The sequence below is a fragment of the Pantoea sp. X-Soil-MYKO-1289 genome (assembly GCF_059730625.1).
In genome coordinates, this window is record NZ_AP036004.1 from 4060102 (window position 1) to 4081527 (window position 21426).

Annotated in this window: 16 protein-coding genes, 1 tRNA gene and 3 rRNA genes; 4 read left to right on the forward strand and 16 right to left on the reverse strand. The window is 56.3% G+C overall.

Annotated features, from left to right (window positions below):
- Nucleotides 1-586 precede the first annotated feature (586 nt).
- On the forward strand, nucleotides 587-1219 hold the full coding sequence (gene yihA, locus AC6I7Z_RS19275) for a ribosome biogenesis GTP-binding protein YihA/YsxC (protein WP_033754226.1): 633 nt from the start codon (nucleotides 587-589) through the stop codon (nucleotides 1217-1219).
- A gap of 71 nt (nucleotides 1220-1290) precedes the next feature.
- Here the strand turns inward: yihA and spfP are convergent, their stop codons facing one another.
- The 5 genes from spfP to AC6I7Z_RS19300 all read right to left on the reverse strand — a co-directional run bounded on the left by spfP (nucleotide 1291) and on the right by AC6I7Z_RS19300 (nucleotide 6737).
- The gene (gene spfP, locus AC6I7Z_RS19280) at nucleotides 1291-1338 is read right to left on the reverse strand and encodes a small protein SpfP (protein ID WP_071892919.1); all 48 of its coding nucleotides are present in this window, start codon (nucleotides 1336-1338) and stop codon (nucleotides 1291-1293) included.
- A 273-nt stretch (nucleotides 1339-1611) separates the two neighbouring features.
- The gene (gene polA / locus AC6I7Z_RS19285; RefSeq protein WP_497815356.1) at nucleotides 1612-4398 is read right to left on the reverse strand and encodes a DNA polymerase I; all 2787 of its coding nucleotides are present in this window, start codon (nucleotides 4396-4398) and stop codon (nucleotides 1612-1614) included.
- 377 nt (nucleotides 4399-4775) lie between these two features.
- The gene (dsbA, locus tag AC6I7Z_RS19290; protein ID WP_497815357.1) at nucleotides 4776-5405 is read right to left on the reverse strand and encodes a thiol:disulfide interchange protein DsbA; all 630 of its coding nucleotides are present in this window, start codon (nucleotides 5403-5405) and stop codon (nucleotides 4776-4778) included.
- A 27-nt stretch (nucleotides 5406-5432) separates the two neighbouring features.
- Nucleotides 5433-6416 carry a serine/threonine protein kinase gene (locus AC6I7Z_RS19295; RefSeq protein WP_497815358.1) on the reverse strand — a complete coding sequence of 328 codons (984 nt, stop codon included), beginning with the start codon at nucleotides 6414-6416 and terminating at the stop codon, nucleotides 5433-5435.
- 45 nt (nucleotides 6417-6461) lie between these two features.
- Nucleotides 6462-6737, reverse strand: a complete 276-nt coding sequence (locus AC6I7Z_RS19300) for a YihD family protein (protein WP_033754214.1) — start codon at nucleotides 6735-6737, stop codon at nucleotides 6462-6464.
- Between the two features lie 52 nt (nucleotides 6738-6789).
- Between AC6I7Z_RS19300 and mobA the strand changes: the two genes are divergently transcribed.
- Together mobA and mobB are read left to right on the forward strand one after the other, a co-directional pair.
- The gene (gene mobA / locus AC6I7Z_RS19305) at nucleotides 6790-7359 is read left to right on the forward strand and encodes a molybdenum cofactor guanylyltransferase MobA (RefSeq protein WP_497815359.1); all 570 of its coding nucleotides are present in this window, start codon (nucleotides 6790-6792) and stop codon (nucleotides 7357-7359) included.
- Nucleotides 7356-7859, forward strand: a complete 504-nt coding sequence (gene mobB, locus AC6I7Z_RS19310) for a molybdopterin-guanine dinucleotide biosynthesis protein MobB (RefSeq protein ID WP_497815360.1) — start codon at nucleotides 7356-7358, stop codon at nucleotides 7857-7859. The genes mobA and mobB overlap by 4 nt, the downstream gene beginning before the upstream one ends.
- 99 nt (nucleotides 7860-7958) lie before the next feature.
- Here mobB and rrf read toward each other — a convergent pair.
- The 4 genes from rrf to AC6I7Z_RS19330 all read right to left on the reverse strand — a co-directional run bounded on the left by rrf (nucleotide 7959) and on the right by AC6I7Z_RS19330 (nucleotide 12986).
- Nucleotides 7959-8074, reverse strand: a 5S ribosomal RNA gene (rrf, locus tag AC6I7Z_RS19315).
- A 92-nt stretch (nucleotides 8075-8166) separates the two neighbouring features.
- Nucleotides 8167-11072 (reverse strand): 23S ribosomal RNA (locus AC6I7Z_RS19320).
- A gap of 213 nt (nucleotides 11073-11285) precedes the next feature.
- Nucleotides 11286-11361 (reverse strand) — tRNA-Glu (locus tag AC6I7Z_RS19325).
- An 83-nt stretch (nucleotides 11362-11444) separates the two neighbouring features.
- Nucleotides 11445-12986: ribosomal RNA gene (locus tag AC6I7Z_RS19330) — 16S ribosomal RNA — on the reverse strand.
- Together the 16S, 23S and 5S rRNA genes with 1 tRNA gene alongside form the textbook arrangement of a ribosomal RNA operon.
- A 544-nt stretch (nucleotides 12987-13530) precedes the next feature.
- Here AC6I7Z_RS19330 and mdtD point away from each other — a divergent pair.
- Complete coding sequence (gene mdtD, locus AC6I7Z_RS19335) at nucleotides 13531-14934, forward strand: multidrug transporter subunit MdtD (protein ID WP_497815361.1); 1404 nt, start codon at nucleotides 13531-13533, stop codon at nucleotides 14932-14934.
- Here mdtD and rbsR read toward each other — a convergent pair.
- The 7 genes from rbsR to AC6I7Z_RS19370 form a co-directional block, all read right to left on the reverse strand.
- Nucleotides 14931-15923, reverse strand: a complete 993-nt coding sequence (rbsR, locus tag AC6I7Z_RS19340) for a ribose operon transcriptional repressor RbsR (protein WP_497815362.1) — start codon at nucleotides 15921-15923, stop codon at nucleotides 14931-14933. The two genes, mdtD and rbsR, sit on opposite strands and share 4 nt — an antisense overlap.
- A 3-nt stretch (nucleotides 15924-15926) precedes the next feature.
- A complete protein-coding gene (rbsK, locus tag AC6I7Z_RS19345; protein WP_497815363.1) occupies nucleotides 15927-16859 on the reverse strand; it encodes a ribokinase in 933 nt (310 codons plus the stop codon).
- A gap of 66 nt (nucleotides 16860-16925) precedes the next feature.
- Complete coding sequence (rbsB, locus tag AC6I7Z_RS19350; protein WP_497815364.1) at nucleotides 16926-17801, reverse strand: ribose ABC transporter substrate-binding protein RbsB; 876 nt, start codon at nucleotides 17799-17801, stop codon at nucleotides 16926-16928.
- Nucleotides 17802-17827: 26 nt separating this feature from the next.
- Nucleotides 17828-18799 carry a ribose ABC transporter permease gene (gene rbsC, locus AC6I7Z_RS19355; RefSeq protein WP_497815365.1) on the reverse strand — a complete coding sequence of 324 codons (972 nt, stop codon included), beginning with the start codon at nucleotides 18797-18799 and terminating at the stop codon, nucleotides 17828-17830.
- A complete protein-coding gene (gene rbsA / locus AC6I7Z_RS19360; protein WP_497815366.1) occupies nucleotides 18796-20304 on the reverse strand; it encodes a ribose ABC transporter ATP-binding protein RbsA in 1509 nt (502 codons plus the stop codon). The genes rbsC and rbsA overlap by 4 nt, the downstream gene beginning before the upstream one ends.
- 7 nt (nucleotides 20305-20311) lie before the next feature.
- Nucleotides 20312-20731, reverse strand: coding sequence for a D-ribose pyranase (rbsD, locus tag AC6I7Z_RS19365; RefSeq protein WP_497815367.1), 420 nt, complete (start codon nucleotides 20729-20731; stop codon nucleotides 20312-20314).
- Between the two features lie 169 nt (nucleotides 20732-20900).
- A complete protein-coding gene (locus AC6I7Z_RS19370) occupies nucleotides 20901-21296 on the reverse strand; it encodes a YgiW/YdeI family stress tolerance OB fold protein (RefSeq protein ID WP_497815368.1) in 396 nt (131 codons plus the stop codon).
- Between the last annotated feature and the right edge of the window lie 130 nt (nucleotides 21297-21426).

Below are 21426 nucleotides of genomic sequence, written 5' to 3' on the forward strand. Positions count from 1 at the left end.
TTTTGTCGGCGATGCGCACCTTAACGTACGTATCCTCTTCTCAAGCTCGTCTGACAACAGAGGGGACAGAATTGCGGCGAAATCTAGCAGAAAGCGGACAAAGAAAAAAGGCGACAGCCTGTGCTGTCGCCTTATTTCGCACCTTCCGTAGAAGGAATCATATTTTTAATCCCTTTTGGCTCGCAACGTCCCGGTCGATCCCGCGCCTGCTCAACTCCTGAGCGAATCCTTGTCCTTATCCGGCCTGTTATCCCTGACCGTCTCCTTTCCTTTGCTCGCGGTCGTCCCGACGCTCCTGAGCACATCATCCTGATGGGTGCTGCCTTGCACTGCCCAATAATGTAGACCAACCTGCGGAACCCACAACCTGACATCAGGCGTTTTTGCGCATTTAAACGCCTCACAACCTTCAAATACATGATTATAAAGGTTTTAAATTTTCAAATTTTTTAGTAAAAACAGTAATCGCTGGCAGCTTTAATGGCTAATATCTTACAAAAGCCAGCCGATCGATGCCGTCGGGCACTTTTGCGCCATAACGCGTATAATCAGCGCCAATGCCCGCATTCGTCTCTGGAGTTAAACTTTGTCTGCACTGAATTATCACGTTACCCATTTCATCCTCAGCGCCCCGGATATCCGCCATCTGCCAGCCGACACCGGTATTGAGGTCGCCTTCGCCGGGCGTTCCAACGCGGGTAAATCCAGCGCGCTGAATACGCTGACCAATCAAAAAAGCCTGGCGCGCACCAGTAAAACACCCGGACGCACGCAGCTGATCAACCTGTTTGAGGTCACTGAAGGCAAACGCCTGGTGGATTTGCCCGGCTACGGCTATGCCGAGGTGCCGGAAGAGATGAAGCGCAAATGGCAGCGCGCGCTGGGCGAATATCTGCAAAAGCGCGAAGCGCTGAAAGGCCTGGTGGTATTGATGGATATTCGTCATCCGTTAAAAGATCTCGACCAGCAGATGATTCAGTGGGCGGTAGAGAGCGGGATCCCGGTGATGGTGCTGTTGACCAAGGCGGATAAACTCGCTTCCGGCGCGCGCAAAGCGCAGCTCAATATGGTGCGCGAAGCGGCGCTGGCCTTTATGGGCGATGTGCAGGTGGAGATGTTCTCCTCCCTGAAAAAGATGGGCGTCGACAAGCTGCGTCAAAAACTGGACGTCTGGTTTAATGAACTGGCGCCTGCGCAGGACGACTCCGCTGAGGCGTAACAGGCTCGCGAAGTTTAGCAAAAACCCAATAAAAAACGCCCCAGTCATAAAATGACTGGGGCGGCTAATATTCAGCCAAATCCGATTACGTGAAGTAAAAGGTCTGAAAGATAGAACATCTTACCTCTGTACCCTACGCCTCGAACTTTACCTGATTTTTTCTGACGGACAAAGGGTTTTTTGTAGTTAGCTTTCATCAAACGACATGATTTTTCATGTGTTCGTCACAAAAATCGCCTCTGACTGTAGTTTAATTACTAAAAAAATGCTTAACCGAGAAGCAGTTAGAAACCGCCTGCTTTTGTCTTGCGCTGAATCGGTTAAACAGACTTTTTTCTTATATCCTGAGCAGGCTGGCAACAAAGCGTCGTCGCCAGCCTGAGCAATCTCAATCAGTGCGCCTCATCCCAGTTTTCGCCGACGCCGACCTCAACCTGCAGCGGCACGTCCAGCTTCATGCTGCCTTCCATTAGCGCGCGGATCTGCTGGCTGGCGGACTCAACCTCATCGCCCTGCACTTCAAACACCAGTTCATCGTGGACCTGCATGATCATTCTGATGGCGCCGTCGTTGCGCTGTTGCAGCCAGTCGTCCACCGCAATCATTGCACGCTTGATGATATCCGCCGCCGTGCCCTGCATCGGCGCGTTGATAGCCGCACGTTCAGCCGCTTTACGGCGAATAGCGTTGCTGGAGTTGATGTCCGGCAGCCACAGGCGACGTCCGTCCAGGGTTTCGACATAGCCCTTGCTGGCCGCCAGCTGGCGCGTGTTTTCCATATAACGCAACACGCCGGGATAGCGTTCAAAGTAGAGATCCATATAGCGCTTCGCTTCGCCCGCGCCGATATTGAGCTGACGCGACAGACCAAACGCGCTCATGCCGTAAATCAGGCCGAAGTTAATCGCTTTTGCGCTGCGGCGCTGTTCGCCGCTCACTTTGTCCAGCGCGACGCCGAAGACTTCCGCCGCGGTGGCGCGGTGGATATCTTCGCCCTGCGCGAAGGCGTCCAGCAGGCCTTTATCCTGCGACAGGTGCGCCATAATGCGCAGTTCGATCTGCGAGTAGTCCGCCGCGACGATGCGGTTGCCTTTCCCGGCGATAAAGGCCTGACGGATGCGGCGGCCCTCGTCATTGCGCACCGGAATGTTCTGCAGATTAGGATCGGTAGAGGAGAGACGCCCTGTCGCGGTTACCGCCTGGTGATAGGAGGTATGGACGCGGCCGGTGAGCGGATTGATCATCTGCGGCAGCTTGTCGGTGTAGGTGGACTTGAGCTTCGACAGGCCGCGATGCTCCAGAATAACTTTCGGCAGCGGATAATCGAGCGCCAGCTCCGCCAGCACCTCTTCGCTGGTAGAAGGCGCGCCGCCCGGCGTTTTCTTGGTCGGCTTGATGCCCTGTTTTTCAAACAGAATGGTCTGCAGCTGCTTGGTAGACGAGAGATTAAAAGGCTCGCCCGCCAGCTCATGCGCCTTTTGCTCCAGCTCCGCCAGCCTGAGCGTCAGCTCTTTGGAGTGCTGCGCCAGAATGGTCTGATCGATCAGCACGCCGTTACGCTCGATGCGCGAGATCACCGTGACCAGCGGCATTTCGATTTCTTCGAAGACGTGCTTCGGGCCCGCCTCTTTTTCCAGCTCCGCCCACATTTTCAGATGCAGCTGGAGCGTGACGTCGGCATCTTCCGCCGCGTAGTGCGCCGCCTGCTCCAGCGCGATTTGGTTGAACGTCAGCTGGTTTTTCCCTTTGCCGGCGATCTCTTCGAAAGTCACGGTCTTATGGTTCAGCCAGCGCGCCGACAGGCTGTCCATATCGTGTTTGCCCACCACGCTGTTAAGGATGTAGGACTCCAGCATGGTATCGAACTTAATGCCGCCCAGCTCAATATCGTAGTTCTTCAGGACGCCCCGGTCATACTTCAGGTTCTGACCCACCTTCAGCGCATTGTCATCTTCAAGAATCGGCTTAAGCTGCGCCAGCACTTCGCTTCGATCGAGCTGATCCGGCGCATCAAGATAGTCATGGCCGACAGGCAGATAGGCAGCCTCGCCCGGCGCGACGGCCAGCGCGATGCCGACAATATTGGCGCTGAGCGTATCAAGCGAGTCGGTTTCGAGATCAAACGCAAACAGATCGCTCTGTTTCAGCTTCTCCAGCCATTCGTCTAGCGTCGCCTGATCGAGAATGGTGACGTAACCGTCAGAGGCGAGCACGCTGGTCGCCTCCGGCTTAGCCGGCGCTTCATCCGGCAGCGCCTGCTGCGCTTTCAGATTGCTCTTTTTGCCCTGCAGCCATTTTCCGTCCTGCAGATCGGCCAGCCAGCGTTTGAATTCGTAACGGCTGAATAACGCCTGCAGAGCGGCGACGTCCGGCTCGGCGACCGTCAGTTCACTGCAGCTGAGTTCAAGCTCAACGTCGGTTTTGATGGTGGCCAGCTGATAAGAGAGAAAGGCGACGTCGCGATTCTGCTCCAGTTTGGCCGCCATGGTTTTCGCGCCACGGAAAGAGAGCTCCGCGACCTTGTCCAGATTTTCATAAATCGACCGCATGCCGCCTAATCCCTGCAGCAGCGCCTGCGCAGTTTTTTCGCCCACGCCCGGCACGCCTGGAATGTTATCCGAGCTGTCGCCCATCATCGCCAGAAAGTCGATGATCAGCGCTGGCGGCACGCCATACTTTTGCTCGACCTCTTCAGGGCCGAGGATGGTATTGGTCATGGTGTTGATCAGGGTGATATTGGGCGTTACCAGCTGCGCCATATCTTTATCGCCGGTGCTGATCAGCACGGGACGGCCCTCTTTCTCCGCCTGCAGCGCCAGCGTACCGATCACGTCGTCCGCCTCGACCCCGCTTACCGCCAGCAGCGGCAGGCCCATCGCCTTCACCATCTCGTGCAACGGGGCGGTTTGCGCGCGCAGATCGTCCGGCATCGGCGGGCGATGCGACTTGTAGTGCTCGAACAGCTCATCCCTGAAGGTTTTGCCCTTGGCGTCAAATACCACGGCAACGTGGCTTGGATTATATTGCGCCAGCAGACTTTTCAACATGTTGAGCACGCCATACATGGCGCCAGTAGGCTCGCCTGCGCTGTTGGTGAGCGGCGGAAACGCATGATAAGCGCGGTAAAGGTAGGATGAGCCATCAACCAGAATCAGGGGATTTTCTGCAATTTGCGCCATAAGTCGGTGTAATCTTCGTTGCCATGGATTGGACTATAAGGATGCCACAGCTTGAGCAGAATGTTGAACGCAGGCCGCCCATGCTACGATTTTTTCGCGTTTTTACGGTGCGGATCGCAAGGATCTTTCTGTGGATAACTTTGTGCGCAAAAATCATAACGTATTACGGCTAGCGGTATAAAATGCCGCATTGATTTATAAATTCATTTAAAATCAATTTTTTATGTTATTACCGTGACATGGTGTGCCTTTCTGCACAGGCAGTGGCTTATGTGGATATTAAATTGGAATGGATGCAAATGAACTATTTTGCTAAATAATTTTAATCATAAAAAAACGCCGACACTGTCGGCGTTTTCAGACGTAATACGCGTTTGTTATTTCTGGCTAACCAGGAATTTCACCACGTTGGCATATTCCGCGACGAAGTTATCCATGGAGCTGGTGTCGAGACCGCCATTGTTAACCATATATTTGCCGTTGACGAACATCGCCGGCACGCCGCGCAGATCGACATCCGAAGCGGCTTTTTGCTGCTGCGCAACCAGCGCTTTCACGGCAAAGCTGTTCCAGGCGGCGTCATATTCCTGAGATGAGATGCCCGCCGCGTTAATAAAGGCGGCTTTCAGGCTGTCGGCATCGGTAATAGTCTGGGTTTTCTGAATGCCGTCAAAGATCGGCGCCGTGACTTTATCCTCGACGCCCAGCGCCATTGCCACCGCCCACGCATGCGTCACCACCGGACCGAAATCCCCGCCCAAAAAGTCGACGTGATATTTAACCACTTTGGTGTCAGCAGGCAGATTCTTTCTCACGGCCTCGCCGACGTGGTAAATACGCTCGAACTGATAGCAGTGCGGGCAAAAGAAGGAGAAGAACTCCAGCACCTGCGGTTCGCCAGCGACGGGTTTCGGCAGGCTGACGTATTGCTGACCATCGGTAAACTGGGCAGCAGAGGCGCTGAACGCCAGCACTAAACCAACCAGTGCAAACCAAATTTTCTTCATTGTGAAAAATTCTCCTGACTTCTCTATTTAAAATTGCGGGGTCAGCTGCAGCGGCGGTTCCTGCAACAGCTTCTCCTGCTCGGTAAATTGCGAAATCTGTCTGCGCCAGAAATCCTCGTCCGTCATCCATGGAAACGCACGGGGAAAGGCCGGATCCTGCCAGCGGCGCGCAACCCAGGCCAGATAATAAACCATGCGCATGGCGCGTAAAGGCTCAATCAGTGACAATTCATTAATATCAAAATCGCTGAACTCAGTATAAGCCTCGAGCAGGATATCCCACTGGATGCGCTGCTCCTGCCGATCGCCGTTGATCAGCATCCAGAGATCCTGCACCGCCGGCCCGTTACGCGCATCGTCGAGATCGACGAAGAACGGCCCATCGCGCCACAGAATATTGCCAGGATGACAATCGCCATGGAGACGCAGCGGCTGCCAGCTATGATGCCAGCGCTGCTGTAAGGCGACGCCAAGCTTATCTACGGCCTGCAGCAGCGCTGGCTTCAGGGAAGCGGGCACCAGGGCATTGCTCGCCAGTTCGGCGCGCGGCTGATGCAGATACTCCTCTAGGTCCATGGTGGGACGGTGTTCAAAGCGCTGCTTGCGCCCGGTCTGGTGTATGCGCCCGAGAAAGCGGCCGACCCACTCCAGATGCTCATCATTGTCGGTTTCATACTGACGACCGCCAAGGCTGGGAAACACGGTAAACATGAAGCCAGCATGGGTATGCAGCGTTTTTCCCTGCAGGATCAGAGGCGCGGCAACCGGCACCTCATCCATCTGCAGATCGCGCGTGAAGCTATGTTCTTCTTCAATCTGCGCCGCGCTCCAGCGCTGCGGCCGATAAAACTTCACCACGTAGCGATGACGGTCTTCATCACTGAACTGATAGACGCGGTTTTCATAGCTGTTAAGCGCGGTTAATCCAGACTCAACCCGAAGTCCGGTTTCCCATAGCGCATCGAGGATGGCGTCAGGATCAAGCGTCTGGAAATTAAAAGCGGCATCCATAGGATTATCCGTTACAGTCTTTACTCGAAGCCGCCAAGCATAGCATTAGTTATCATCCTTAATCACACCGCGCGCGCGCAGCAGCGCAGTTTTAAAATCCGTTTCATAATCTTTTTGTCGGCCGGGAATTTCCGCATACTTATCGGCATTGCGCATTTTTAGATGGTAAATCAATACGTCATCGGTTAATTCACTTAATGGGCCACTGAAACCCGATTCCTGCGCCAGTTTTTGTAAAAACTGCGTCAGATTAAGGTCAGGCTCCTGTTGCCACGCAGGACGCAGCAGCTCAAGCAATTCATTCAGGCGATGGTATTTCATCTATTTGTCCTCATCACAGCTTTGTTATAAGCCTTCAAACAGGAGTATCGGCATGACAGCATTAACCGGCGTTATTCTGGCCGGCGGACAGGGTCGTCGCATGGGCGGTCAGGATAAAGGGCTGGTGCTGTTTCGCGGCATCCCGCTTTATCAGCATGTTCTTCAACGGCTCAGGCCGCAAGTCGACATTGTCATGATAAGCGCCAACCGGAACCTTGATCGCTATCAGTCGAGCGGCTGTAGGGTGATCTCTGATACCTTGCCTGACTATCCGGGGCCGCTGGCGGGCATGTTGAGCGGCCTGCAAGCCGCGCAAACGGAATGGGTCGCCTTTTGTTCCTGCGACACGCCCTTCGTACCCGCGGATTACGTAGAGCAGCTGGAACGACACAGAGCAGAGGCGCCGGCCGTGTGGGCGCGCTCGGCCGAGCGCGATCATCCCGCGCTGGCGCTGTTGCATCGCAGCCTGGCGGAGCCGCTGGCTGATTATCTGCAGCGCGGGGAGCGACGCCTGATGCAGTTTTTACGCGAACAGGGCGGCCATGCGGTGACGATAAGTCAGGATGACGCCGCGTTTCGCAATGTGAATACGCCTGAGGATCTTGAGGATAACGCGCTATGACGCTGCCGTTACTGGCTATCGCCGCCTGGAGCGGCACCGGGAAAACCACGCTTTTGCAACAGGTGATCCCGCTGCTGAAAGCACAGGGTATTCGGCCTGGATTGATCAAGCATACGCATCATCAGATGGAGATCGATACGCCGGGAAAAGACAGTTATCTGCTGCGAAAAGCGGGTGCTGATCAGGTTATTGTCGCCAGTTCGCAGCGCTGGGCGCTGATGTGCGAGACGCCGGACGCCAGGCTCGATCTGCGCTATCTGGTCAGCCGTATGGATGCGACGCTGCTGGATATGGTGCTGGTGGAAGGGTTCAAAGATGAGCCGGTGCCGAAAATTATTCTGTGGCGCGCCGGCGTAAAAGGCGAGGATTTGCCGCTGCTGGACGAGCACGTTATCGCTGTCGCCAGCGATAGCCGCTTTGACACAGATGTGCCCTTGCTGGATCTCAATCGTCCCGACGAGATTACCGCCTTTATCGCCAGGTGGTTAGGCAGAGCGTAATGCTATCCGACGTGCTGAAGGAGAGATCTTTCAGCGCGTTTTTCTGGTCTTAAAATGCAAAAAACCCTGACCGTGAGGTCAGGGTTATCGCAGTTGGATGCCTGGCAGTTCCCTACTCTCGCATGGGGAGACCCCACACTACCATCGGCGCTACGGCGTTTCACTTCTGAGTTCGGCATGGGGTCAGGTGGGACCGCCGCGCTAAGGCCGCCAGGCAAATTCTGTCTCTGCGCCGCCCGCAGGCCGCGCAGAATTATCCGGTACAAGCTGAAAATCTTCGCGTCTCGCAAAACGCCTCTGGCGTTGTAAGGTTAAGCCTCACGGGTCATTAGTACCGGTTAGCTCAACGCATCGCTGCGCTTACACACCCGGCCTATCAACGTCGTCGTCTTCAACGTCCCTTCAGGAGCATCAAGTGCTCAGGGAAAACTCATCTCGGGGCAAGTTTCGTGCTTAGATGCTTTCAGCACTTATCTCTTCCGCACTTAGCTACCGGGCAGTGCCATTGGCATGACAACCCGAACACCAGCGGTGCGTTCACTCCGGTCCTCTCGTACTAGGAGCAACCCCCCTCAGTTTTCCAGCGCCCACGGCAGATAGGGACCGAACTGTCTCACGACGTTCTAAACCCAGCTCGCGTACCACTTTAAACGGCGAACAGCCGTACCCTTGGGACCTACTTCAGCCCCAGGATGTGATGAGCCGACATCGAGGTGCCAAACACCGCCGTCGATATGAACTCTTGGGCGGTATCAGCCTGTTATCCCCGGAGTACCTTTTATCCGTTGAGCGATGGCCCTTCCATTCAGAACCACCGGATCACTATGACCTGCTTTCGCACCTGCTCGAGCCGTCACTCTCGCAGTCAAGCTGGCTTATGCCATTGCACTAACCTCCTGATGTCCGACCAGGATTAGCCAACCTTCGTGCTCCTCCGTTACGCTTTGGGAGGAGACCGCCCCAGTCAAACTACCCACCAGACACTGTCCGCAGCCCGGGTAACGGGCCTACGTTAGAACACCAGCCATTAAAGGGTGGTATTTCAAGGGCGGCTCCACGCAGACTGGCGTCCACGCTTCAAAGCCTCCCACCTATCCTACACATCAAGGACCAGTGTTCAGTGTCAAGCTGTAGTAAAGGTTCACGGGGTCTTTCCGTCTTGCCGCGGGTACACTGCATCTTCACAGCGATTTCAATTTCACTGAGTCTCGGGTGGAGACAGCCTGGCCATCATTACGCCATTCGTGCAGGTCGGAACTTACCCGACAAGGAATTTCGCTACCTTAGGACCGTTATAGTTACGGCCGCCGTTTACCGGGGCTTCGATCAAGAGCTTCTCCTTGCGGATAACCCCATCAATTAACCTTCCGGCACCGGGCAGGCGTCACACCGTATACGTCCACTTTCGTGTTTGCACAGTGCTGTGTTTTTAATAAACAGTTGCAGCCAGCTGGTATCTTCGACTGGCCTCGGCTCCGGGAGCAAGTCCCTTCACCTACGCGCCAGCGTGCCTTCTCCCGAAGTTACGGCACCATTTTGCCTAGTTCCTTCACCCGAGTTCTCTCAAGCGCCTTGGTATTCTCTACCTGACCACCTGTGTCGGTTTGGGGTACGATTTCGTGTTGCCTGGAGCTTAGAGGCTTTTCCTGGAAGCAGGGCATTTGTTGCTTCAGCACCGTAGTGCCTCGTCGTCACGCCTCAGCCTTAAGCATCCGGATTTGCCTGGATGCTCAGCCTACACGCTTAAACCGGGACAACCGTCGCCCGGCCAACATAGCCTTCTCCGTCCCCCCTTCGCAGCAACACCAAGTACAGGAATATTAACCTGTTTCCCATCGACTACGCCTTTCGGCCTCGCCTTAGGGGTCGACTCACCCTGCCCCGATTAACGTTGGACAGGAACCCTTGGTCTTCCGGCGAGCGGGCTTTTCACCCGCTTTATCGTTACTTATGTCAGCATTCGCACTTCTGATACCTCCAGCATGCCTCACAGCACACCTTCGACGGCTTACAGAACGCTCCCCTACCCAACAACGCTTGCGCGTCGCTGCCGCAGCTTCGGTGCATGGTTTAGCCCCGTTACATCTTCCGCGCAGGCCGACTCGACCAGTGAGCTATTACGCTTTCTTTAAATGATGGCTGCTTCTAAGCCAACATCCTGGCTGTCTGGGCCTTCCCACATCGTTTCCCACTTAACCATGACTTTGGGACCTTAGCTGGCGGTCTGGGTTGTTTCCCTCTTCACGACGGACGTTAGCACCCGCCGTGTGTCTCCCGTGATAACATTCTCCGGTATTCGCAGTTTGCATCGGGTTGGTAAGCCGGGATGGCCCCCTAGCCGAAACAGTGCTCTACCCCCGGAGATGAGTTCACGAGGCGCTACCTAAATAGCTTTCGGGGAGAACCAGCTATCTCCCGGTTTGATTGGCCTTTCACCCCCAGCCACAGGTCATCCGCTAATTTTTCAACATTAGTCGGTTCGGTCCTCCAGTTAGTGTTACCCAACCTTCAACCTGCCCATGGCTAGATCACCGGGTTTCGGGTCTATACCCTGCAACTTAACGCCCAGTTAAGACTCGGTTTCCCTGCGGCTCCCCTATACGGTTAACCTTGCTACACAATATAAGTCGCTGACCCATTATACAAAAGGTACGCAGTCACCCCATAAAAGAGGCTCCCACTGCTTGTACGTACACGGTTTCAGGTTCTGTTTCACTCCCCTCGCCGGGGTTCTTTTCGCCTTTCCCTCACGGTACTGGTTCACTATCGGTCAGTCAGGAGTATTTAGCCTTGGAGGATGGTCCCCCCATATTCAGACAGGATACCACGTGTCCCGCCCTACTCATCGAGCTCACAGCCTGTGTGTTTTCGTGTACGGGAGTGTCACCCTGTACCCTGCGACTTTCCAGACGCTTCCACTAACACACAAGCTGATTCAGGCTCTGGGCTGCTCCCCGTTCGCTCGCCGCTACTGGGGGAATCTCGGTTGATTTCTTTTCCTCGGGGTACTTAGATGTTTCAGTTCCCCCGGTTCGCCTCGCAACACTATGTATTCATGTTGCGATAGTGTGTCGAAACACACTGGGTTTCCCCATTCGGACATCGCCGGCTGTTGCGGTTCATATCACCTTGCCGGCGCTTTTCGCAGATTAGCACGTCCTTCATCGCCTCTGACTGCCAGGGCATCCACCGTGTACGCTTAGTCGCTTAACCTCACAACCCACAGGCGTCTTGCGACGTCGCGGATGTGATTAATTGAGAGACTCGAACATATCGCTTCTTCATTCTTATTACGGAGAATGAACGCGACATGTCGTTTCAATTTTCAGCTTGTTCCGGATTGTTAAAGAGCAAATATCTTAAACATGACTCGTAAGTCATCTTTAAGATAGGAGGGTCGGCGACTTTCACTCACAAACCAGCAAGTGGCGTCCCCTAGGGGATTCGAACCCCTGTTACCGCCGTGAAAGGGCGGTGTCCTGGGCCTCTAGACGAAGGGGACATATAGTCTGCTTCGCAAGACGCCTTGCTCATACTTTCTATCAGACAATCTGTGTGAGCACTTCGAAAGGCAGTATCTTCAGGTAAGGAGGTGATCCAACCGCAGGTTCCCCTACGGTTACCTTGTTACGACTTCACCCCAGTCATGAATCACAAAGTGGTAAGCGCCCTCCCGAAGGTTAAGCTACCTACTTCTTTTGCAACCCACTCCCATGGTGTGACGGGCGGTGTGTACAAGGCCCGGGAACGTATTCACCGTGGCATTCTGATCCACGATTACTAGCGATTCCGACTTCACGGAGTCGAGTTGCAGACTCCGATCCGGACTACGACGCACTTTATGAGGTCCGCTTGCTCTCGCGAGGTCGCTTCTCTTTGTATGCGCCATTGTAGCACGTGTGTAGCCCTACTCGTAAGGGCCATGATGACTTGACGTCATCCCCACCTTCCTCCGGTTTATCACCGGCAGTCTCCTTTGAGTTCCCGACCGAATCGCTGGCAACAAAGGATAAGGGTTGCGCTCGTTGCGGGACTTAACCCAACATTTCACAACACGAGCTGACGACAGCCATGCAGCACCTGTCTCAGAGTTCCCGAAGGCACCAATCCATCTCTGGAAAGTTCTCTGGATGTCAAGAGTAGGTAAGGTTCTTCGCGTTGCATCGAATTAAACCACATGCTCCACCGCTTGTGCGGGCCCCCGTCAATTCATTTGAGTTTTAACCTTGCGGCCGTACTCCCCAGGCGGTCGACTTAACGCGTTAGCTCCGGAAGCCACTCCTCAGGGGAACAGCCTCCAAGTCGACATCGTTTACGGCGTGGACTACCAGGGTATCTAATCCTGTTTGCTCCCCACGCTTTCGCACCTGAGCGTCAGTCTTTGTCCAGGGGGCCGCCTTCGCCACCGGTATTCCTCCAGATCTCTACGCATTTCACCGCTACACCTGGAATTCTACCCCCCTCTACAAGACTCTAGCCTGCCAGTTTCGAATGCAGTTCCCAGGTTAAGCCCGGGGATTTCACATCCGACTTGACAGACCGCCTGCGTGCGCTTTACGCCCAGTAATTCCGATTAACGCTTGCACCCTCCGTATTACCGCGGCTGCTGGCACGGAGTTAGCCGGTGCTTCTTCTGCGGGTAACGTCAATCGACGCGGTTATTAACCACATCGCCTTCCTCCCCGCTGAAAGTACTTTACAACCCGAAGGCCTTCTTCATACACGCGGCATGGCTGCATCAGGCTTGCGCCCATTGTGCAATATTCCCCACTGCTGCCTCCCGTAGGAGTCTGGACCGTGTCTCAGTTCCAGTGTGGCTGGTCATCCTCTCAGACCAGCTAGGGATCGTCGCCTAGGTGAGCCGTTACCCCACCTACTAGCTAATCCCATCTGGGCACATCCGATGGTGTGAGGCCCGAAGGTCCCCCACTTTGGTCTTGCGACGTTATGCGGTATTAGCTACCGTTTCCAGTAGTTATCCCCCTCCATCGGGCAGTTTCCCAGACATTACTCACCCGTCCGCCACTCGCCACCCAAAGAGCAAGCTCTTCTGTGCTGCCGTTCGACTTGCATGTGTTAGGCCTGCCGCCAGCGTTCAATCTGAGCCATGATCAAACTCTTCAATTTAAGTTTGATTTGCTTAAACCAGTTAAGCGGTGCTCATCTGTAAAACGTCATAATGAATGTCATTATGTGTCCACTCGTGAGGCTTGATATTTTTTAAGCCCGAAGGCTTTGATATCTGCTCTCGAGTGCCCACACAGATTGTCTGATAAATTGTTAAAGAGCGGTGCAGTCAGCGGCTCAGCCTGCTGCTGCGAGGTGGCGTATATTACGCGACTCTCCTTCGGAGTCAACCCCTTTTTTCAGGGATTTTATCCGGCGACTCAGCGAACCGAATCTCCTGAACACCGCATTCCGTAAGCCGTTGTGCCGTGTCAGTGGAGGCGCATTATAGGGAGTTCTTCCGGGCTGACAAGCATTTCTTTGAAAATAATTGCCGGATGCCTTTTTTTTAATCGAACGGGTTAAAAGCAGACATTTCCGGGCGAAAAAGCGCACAGAAACAGCCTTCCGCCGTGGAAAATTGCCAACCAGCCCTTTTACGCCGATGCTATGCTGTCACTTCGGTTTCTTGCCAGCTACTGACACCTATATAGAAGGATTTTCGATGATACGATCCGCGCGCAGTATGGCCGGTCTGCCATGGATAGCCGCCATGGCGTTTTTTATGCAGGCACTGGATGCCACTATTCTCAACACTGCGCTACCCGCTATCGCAACCAGCCTCGACCGCTCTCCTCTGGCCATGCAGTCCGCCGTTATCAGCTACACCCTTACCGTCGCGATGTTAATTCCCGTGAGCGGCTGGCTTGCCGATCGCTTCGGCACGCGCAAAGTCTTTATTATCGCCGTGTCGCTCTTTACCTTTGGATCGCTGGCCTGCGCCTTATCGCAATCGCTGACGATGCTGGTGATCTCGCGCATCGTTCAGGGCGTAGGCGGGGCGATGATGATGCCGGTAGCGCGTCTGGCGTTGCTGCGCGCCTATCCGCGTAGCGAACTCCTGCCGGTACTGAACTTCGTCACCATGCCCGGTCTGGTCGGCCCGATACTGGGACCGCTGCTGGGCGGCTTGCTGGTCACCTATGCGAGCTGGCACTGGATATTCCTGATCAATATTCCCGTCGGCGTTCTTGGCATTTTCTATGCGCGCAAATATATGCCGGACTTCACCCTGCCTAAGCGTCGCTTCGATTTCTTTGGTTTTCTGCTATTCGGTGCCGGGCTGGTGCTGCTCTCGATCGGCATTGAACTGTTTGGCGAGCGTATCGTCTCCGCCTGGCTCGCTTCCGGCGTGCTGGTCGCCGGCGTCATACTGCTGCTGCTTTATATTGTGCATGCGCGCCGCCATCCTGCTCCCCTCATCAGCCTGCCGATGTTTAAAACGCGCACCTTCTCGGTCGGCATTATCGGCAATATCGCTTCGCGCCTCGGTACCGGCTGCGTGCCTTTTCTTATGCCGCTGATGCTACAGGTGGGATTTGGCTTCTCGGCGGTGCTGGCAGGCTGCATGATGGCGCCGACGGCTATCGGCTCGATTCTGGCGAAATCCACGGTGACGCAGGTGCTGCGCCTGTTTGGCTATCGCCGCACGCTGGTCGGCATCACCATTATTATTGGCATTCTAATCGCCAGCTTCGCGCTACAGTCGCCGTCTGAAAGTTTTGTGCTGCTGCTGCTGCCGCTGTTTATTCTCGGTATGTCGATGTCAACGCAGTTCACCGCAATGAACACCATTACGCTGGCCGACCTGAATGATGAGAACGCCAGCGGCGGAAACAGCGTGCTGGCGGTGACGCAGCAGCTGTCGATCAGCTTTGGCGTCGCGGTAAGCGCGGCGGTGCTGCGCTTTTATCAAGAGTTCGAAACCGGCACCGTCGAGCAGTTCCATGCCACCTTCCTGACGATGGGCATCGTCACGGTGATTTCGGCCTTTACCTTTGCGCTGCTGCGGCCGGGCGACGGCCGTCACCTGATCACCAATCGCGATAAAAAGAAGAAAAGCGCTTAAGTCGAGGCGCGTATCACCAGTTCCGGCGTCAGCACCAGCGTTTGCTGGCTGGCGTCGGGATCGTTCAGGCGATGGATTAAGGTATCGATCGCCAGCTGGCCCAGCTCATCTTTCGGCTGATGAATCGTCGTCAGCGGCGGCGTCAGATAGCGCGCCAGCTCGATATCGTCATATCCCATCACCGCCATATCCTGCGGAATACGCAATCCAGCCTCAAACAGCGCGTGATAAACGCCGACCGCCATCGCGTCGTTGCTGGTGAATACCGCCTGTGGCGGCGACGCCAGCGCCAGCAGCGCTTTCATGGCGCTGTAGCCGCCCTGAAACTCGAAATCGCTGTTAATCACATAGCCGGGCGGAATCGCCAGCCCGTTTTTCTCCATCGCATGGTAGTAGCCCTGCAGACGCATACGTCCGGGAGTTTTATCCAGCGGGCCGGAAATGCAGGCGATGCGGGTATAGCCGCGGTCAATCAGGTGCTGCGTCGCCAGCTCGCCGCCCAGCAGCGCATTGTCCTGAATAATATCGCCGCGCCCTTCAAACGGCGCCCAGTCCATCATCACGGCAGGAATAGAAGGATAGCGATTAAGGATGGCTGCCGAGGGCAGATGACTTTCGGTGCACATGATCAGCAGGCCGTCGACGCGCTTTTGCAGCAGCGTTTCCAGACTGCGGTTCATGCGCTCTTCGTCGCCTGCCGTATTGCAGAGGATCAGGCTGTAGCCGCGCTCGTAACAGCTGTCTTCGACGCCGCGCACCACTTCGGCGTAAAAGGGGTTGCTGCTGGTCGTCAACAGCATGCCGATGGTGTGCGTCTGGTTAAGCTTGAGGCTGCGCGCCAGCGCCGAAGGCGCGTAGTTCAGCGTGCTGATCGCCCGATCGACCTTCTCGCGCACCGCTTCGCTGACAAAGCGGTTGTTGTTGATAACGTGCGAGACGGTAGAGGTGGAGACGCCCGCCATGCGGGCGACATCTTTCATGGTAGCCAAGGCTTAACCCTGCTGAAGTAGAAAATCGTCGATTTCCGCGCGCCAGGGCACGGAGGGCTGCGCGCCCGGACGCGTGACGGCGATTGCCGCCGCCGCATGGGCGAAGCGTACCGCGTCATGCAGGCTTTTGCCTTCCAGCCGCGCCGTGATAAATGCGCCGTTAAAGGTGTCGCCGGCCGCGATGGTATCGACCGCTTTCACCGTAAAGCCGGCAATGCGCTCGCCTTTTTCGCCCTGTTCGCTCAGCCAGACGCCGCGACGTCCCAGGGTGATCAGCACGGTGCCGATACCTTTGGCGTGCAGCGCCTCTGCCGCGCGCGCCGCGTCCTCGTCGCTGGAGACGGCGATGCCGGTCAGGCTTTCCGCTTCGGTTTCATTCGGCGTGATGATATCCACCAGCGCCAGCAGCTCATCGTCGAGCGGCGTCGCCGGGGCGGGATTGAGGATCACCTGGGTCTGATGGGCGCGCGCTATCTTCGCCGCAGCCAGCACGCTCTCCAGCGGCGACTCCAGCTGCATCAGCAGCGCCGAAGCGTTGACGATGACCTGCTGATGTCGCTCCACGCAGTCTGGCGTCAACGCCGCATTGGCGCCCGCGCAGATGCCGATGCTGTTTTCCCCTTCGCCGTTGACGAAAATCATCGCCACGCCGGTGGGTTCGCCGCTCACGGTTTCAACCGCGGCGGTATCGACGCTGTCCCGCGCCAGCTGCGCGCGGATACGCTCGCCGATAGCGTCATCGCCCAGGCAGGCGATAAAGGCGATATCTGCGCCCGCTCGCCCGGCGGCGACCGCCTGGTTCGCCCCTTTGCCGCCAAACGCAACGGTATACTGCTCACCGATCACCGTTTCGCCGGGACGAGGAAAGTGCGTCAGGTTAAGAATATGGTCAGCATTAATGCTGCCGAGAACGGCCAGTTTTGCGCTTTTGCTCATAGGGTGTGATCCAGAAAGAGTGCGCCACCGGTTTAAGGGTGGCGCATTGCCCTGCTTTTCTTTGAGTTATTTGGTGACCAGTTTCAGGTCAACGGGATTGATGGCCTGCACTTTTTCACCTTTCAGCACTTTATCGGCGGTATCAACGCCAATCATGCCGATCTTTTCCGGCATCTGAGCGACTGTCGCCGCCAGCTTGCCGCCTTCGACCGCTTTTACGCCGTCGGCGGTGCCGTCAAAGCCGACTACCACGACATCAGATTTCCCGGCAGTTTGCAATGCACGTAACGCGCCAAGCGCCATTTCATCATTTTGCGCAAATACCGCCTGCACGTCCGGATGCGCCTGCAGCAGGTTCTGCATCACGTTCAGGCCTTTAGTGCGATCGAAGTCCGCCGGCTGGCTCGCCAGCACCTGGAATTTATGCGCGTCCGAGGCCTGTTTAAAGCCTTCGCCGCGTTCGCGCGCCGCAGAGGTGCCGGCAATCCCCTGCAGTTCAATAATTTTGGCGCTGTCGCCAAGACGTTTAGCGATGTAGTCGCCCGCCATTTTACCGCCGAAACGGTTGTCGGAGGCGACATGGCTCACCACTTTGCCCTGCGCCGCGACGCGGTCCAGCGTGATCACCGGGATATTGGCCTGGTTGGCCATTTTCACCGCGTTGCCGACCGCATCGGAATCGGTTGGGTTGATCAGCAGCAGTCTGGCGCCGCGCACGGTCAGATCCTGCACGTTAGCCAGCTCTTTCGCCGGGTTGTTCTGCGAATCCAGCACCACCAGGTTATAGCCCAGCTTGTCAGCCTCTTTCTGCGCGCCCTCTTTCAGCGAGACGAAGAAGGGGTTATTCAGCGTCGATACCACCAGCGCGATGGTATCTTTCGCCACTGCGCTGGCGCTTAATGTCGCGCCGAGGATCACAGCCAGTGCGGTCAACTTTTTCATCATTTCATCCTGTGTAAAGGTCAGAGTTATTTACTGCTTTTGTTATCCACCAGTACCGCCAGCAGGATTACCACCGCTTTTACGATCATCTGGTAGTAGGAAGAGACGCCCATCAGGTTGAGGCCGTTATTCAGGAAGCCCAGGATCAGCGCGCCAATCAGGGTGCCCATAATGCGCCCTTTACCGCCCGCCAGGCTGGTGCCGCCCAGCACCACCGCCGCGATAGCGTCCAGCTCGTAGCCGGTGCCCGCCGTCGGCTGGGCCGAAGAGAGGCGCGCGACCTCGATGGTGCCCGCCAGCGCGGCCAGCATGCCGCTCAGGGCGTAGACGATCACTTTTACGCGGTTAACGTTGATGCCGGAGAGGCGCGTAGCCGCTTCATTGCCGCCCAGCGCGTAGATGTAACGGCCGAGGCGCGTGTGGTGCAGCATGTACCAGGCGAGCAGGAAGACGATGGCCATCAGCCACACCGGCGTCGGGATCCCCAGCGGACGGCCGATGCCGAACCAGCCGAAGAGATCGGCGTTGTCATTGAAGCCGGTATTAATCGGGCTGCCGTCGGTGTAGACCATGGTGACGCCGCGCAGCAGCAGCATCATCACCAGGGTGGCGATAAAGGCCTGCACTTTGCCGCGCGCCACGATAGTGCCGGTGACGGCGCCGATCGCCGCCCCCAGCGCCAGCGCGCCCGCTACCGCCACCAGCGCGTTGACTTCCATGCCCACCAGCGAGGCGGCCACCGCGCCCGTCAGCGCCAGCAGCGATCCCACCGAGAGATCGATGCCGGAGGTGAGGATCACCAGCGTCATGCCGACCGCCATAATGGCGTTGACCGAGGTCTGCTGCAGAATATTGAACAGGTTCGCTACGGTGAAAAAGTTAGGGCTCTGGCTCGCCACCACCGCGATCAGCACGATGAGCGCAATCAGCGATTTTTGCTCCATCAGCCAGGCTTTGCTGAACCAGCGACGGCTGGAGGGTAAGGTTTGGGTGCTCATACAACTAAATCCTCGCTGTGTTGCTTGCCTACGGCTGCCGCCATTAACGATTCCTGCGTCGCCTGCTCGCGGGTAAATTCGCCGCCGGAACGGCCTTCATGCATCACCAGGATGCGGTCGCTCATGCCAAGCACTTCCGGCATCTCCGATGAGACAAGAATGATGCTTAGCCCTTCGGCCTTGAACTGATTGATAAGCTGGTAAATCTCTTTTTTCGCCCCGACGTCGACGCCGCGCGTCGGTTCATCCAGGATCAGCACGTTGGGACGCGTCATCAACCCGCGCGCGATGGCCACTTTCTGCTGATTGCCGCCGGAGAGCAGGCCGATCGCCTGCTCCATTGACGGCGTTTTGATATTGAAAAGACGGATAAAATCGCCCACCGCCAGCTGCTCGGCGGCATGTTTCAGCGTGCCGCTGCCGTTGCTGAAATAACGCAGCGCCGTCAGCGACATGTTCTCTTTTACCGACATGCCCAGCACCAGCCCGTCGCGCTTGCGATCCTCGGAGATATAGACGATGCCGCTGGCGAGTCCATCCTGCGGCGCGCGCGTCACCACTTCGCGGCCGTCGAGCCAGACGCGGCCTTTGCTGCGCGGCAGGGCGCCGTAAAGCAGCTTCATCAGCTCGGTGCGTCCGGCGCCCATCAGCCCGGAGACGCCAAGGATCTCGCCTTTGCGCAGCGTAAAGCTAACGTCATGCACGCCCGGTCCGCTAAGATTTTCGACCTTAAGACGAACCTCTCCCGGCGCCTGGTCGAGGCGCGGGTATTGATCTTCCAGCTTGCGCCCGACCATCATCTCGATCAGGCTCTCTTCGCTAAGCTCCTTCACCGGACGTTCGGCAATAAACTGGCCGTCGCGGAAAACCGTCACGTCGTCGCAAATCTCGAAGATCTCTTTCATGCGGTGGGAGATATAAACAATGCCGCAGCCCTGCGCCTTGAGTTCGTTGATCACGCGAAACAGCGACAGCGTTTCGGTATCGGTCAGCGCGTCGGTCGGCTCATCCATGATGATCACCTGCGACTTAAAGCTCAGGACTTTGGCGATCTCCACCATCTGCTGATCGCCGATCGAAAGATCGCCCACCAGCTTGTGGCTGTTGAAACGCAGGTTAAGACGCTTCAGCAGCGCGTCCGCCTCGGCGTACATCCGCTTCCAGTCGATACGGCCGAACCGGTTAACGAACTCGCGTCCCAGAAAAATATTTTCCGCCACGGTCAGCTGCGGAATGAGGTTCAGTTCCTGATGAATAATGCCGATACCCGCTTCCTGCGACGCTTTCGGGCCGCTGAAAGTGGTCTCTTCGCCCAGCCAGCGCAGCGAGCCCGCGTCGCGGCTGTAGATGCCGGTCAGCACCTTCATCATGGTGGATTTGCCGGCGCCGTTCTCGCCTACCAGCGCCATCACGCGTCCTGGATAGACCGCCAGCGACGCGCTCTTTAACGCCTTTACGCCGGGAAAGGATTTCTCAATCCCCTGGAGCTGTAATAAGGGTTGCATAACGGCCTCAGAAGGTGACGCCAGCGCTCAGGATGACATTCGCAAACGGAGAGCACTCTCCGCTGCGAATGACCGCCTGACTGCGTTGAGTCTGTTGTTTGAACTGTTCATGACTGGTGTAACGTACTGCAATCTTGTTTCCCTGGTGCTGTTGCAAGGCTTCGAGCACGGCGAGAAGCTCGCTATGGAGCTGCGGATTGTGCTGCTTAATCTCTTCCGCAATCAGGGCGCTCTCCACCTGCATCTCCAGCGTGACGGCTTTCATCACCTGCATAAAATCGGGCGTGCCGGGCGTCAGCGCCAGATCGATGCGCTGCGGTCCTGCCGGGATCGGCAAGCCGGCATCGGCTATGGTCAGCGTATCCGTATGGCCCAGGCGGGCAATCACGTAAGAGAGTTCAGCGTTTAACAGGCGACCTTTTTTCATTTTCTGCTCCAGAGCGAAACGTTTCGCTAGCGGCAGTGTATGAAATGGCGGCGGTAACTCAACGGGGGAAATCGAGAAGTGTGATCGTTATCGAAACGTTTCGCTCACGCGAGATGAAATTTGGCTTAGGCGATAAAAGGGCCGCAGACGCGGCCCGGCAGGAAAGGCGTTACGGCGCTTTACGCACCTGCTTAACGTCAAGTTCGATGCTGTTGAAATCTTTATCCAGCTCGCCCGTCAGCTCAACGCGATCTTTCGGCGTGATGGTCAAACCGTCCCAGCGCTTGTGGTCGATCTCAACTTTCATAGTGCCGGTGGCGTCGCGAAACAGATAATCCTCGTCGCCGATCTGCTTCTCCAGCTGGCCGCGCACGGTAATCCAGCTGTCGTCTTTCATCTCTTCCGCCTGCTTAACGGTGACCACGCTGCTCTGGTCGTGTTGAAAACCTCCCTGTTTCGCCTGAGCGGCAGGCGCATTCCCATCGACAAATCCGCCCTGAGTCGCGGCAAAGACCGGCGCGGTGGTCAGCGCCAGGATAGCTAAAAGTGCGGCATGCTTTTTCATCAAGTCACCTCGTTTCCATGAATGTGTATTTGGTACGCCTCCTATTAAAACAGCGAGTTCTTAACAGGATCTTAAGAGGTAAAAATAAGCGAAAAGTGGCGATATCGCCTGTACAAGCGCCGTTCTCCTT

Coding starts and splice junctions, on each gene's coding strand:
- mobB (WP_497815360.1), top strand. CDS start 7,356: ATGACGCTGCCGTTACTGGCTATCGCCGCCTGGAGCGGCACCGGGAAA.
- AC6I7Z_RS19295 (WP_497815358.1), bottom strand. CDS start 6,416: ATGGATGCCGCTTTTAATTTCCAGACGCTTGATCCTGACGCCATCCTC.
- dsbA (WP_497815357.1), bottom strand. CDS start 5,405: ATGAAGAAAATTTGGTTTGCACTGGTTGGTTTAGTGCTGGCGTTCAGC.
- rbsK (WP_497815363.1), bottom strand. CDS start 16,859: ATGAGCAAAAGCGCAAAACTGGCCGTTCTCGGCAGCATTAATGCTGAC.
- polA (WP_497815356.1), bottom strand. CDS start 4,398: ATGGCGCAAATTGCAGAAAATCCCCTGATTCTGGTTGATGGCTCATCC.
- rbsA (WP_497815366.1), bottom strand. CDS start 20,304: ATGCAACCCTTATTACAGCTCCAGGGGATTGAGAAATCCTTTCCCGGC.
- mobA (WP_497815359.1), top strand. CDS start 6,790: ATGACAGCATTAACCGGCGTTATTCTGGCCGGCGGACAGGGTCGTCGC.
- rbsC (WP_497815365.1), bottom strand. CDS start 18,799: ATGAGCACCCAAACCTTACCCTCCAGCCGTCGCTGGTTCAGCAAAGCC.
- rbsB (WP_497815364.1), bottom strand. CDS start 17,801: ATGAAAAAGTTGACCGCACTGGCTGTGATCCTCGGCGCGACATTAAGC.
- mdtD (WP_497815361.1), top strand. CDS start 13,531: ATGATACGATCCGCGCGCAGTATGGCCGGTCTGCCATGGATAGCCGCC.
- AC6I7Z_RS19370 (WP_497815368.1), bottom strand. CDS start 21,296: ATGAAAAAGCATGCCGCACTTTTAGCTATCCTGGCGCTGACCACCGCG.
- AC6I7Z_RS19300 (WP_033754214.1), bottom strand. CDS start 6,737: ATGAAATACCATCGCCTGAATGAATTGCTTGAGCTGCTGCGTCCTGCG.
- rbsD (WP_497815367.1), bottom strand. CDS start 20,731: ATGAAAAAAGGTCGCCTGTTAAACGCTGAACTCTCTTACGTGATTGCC.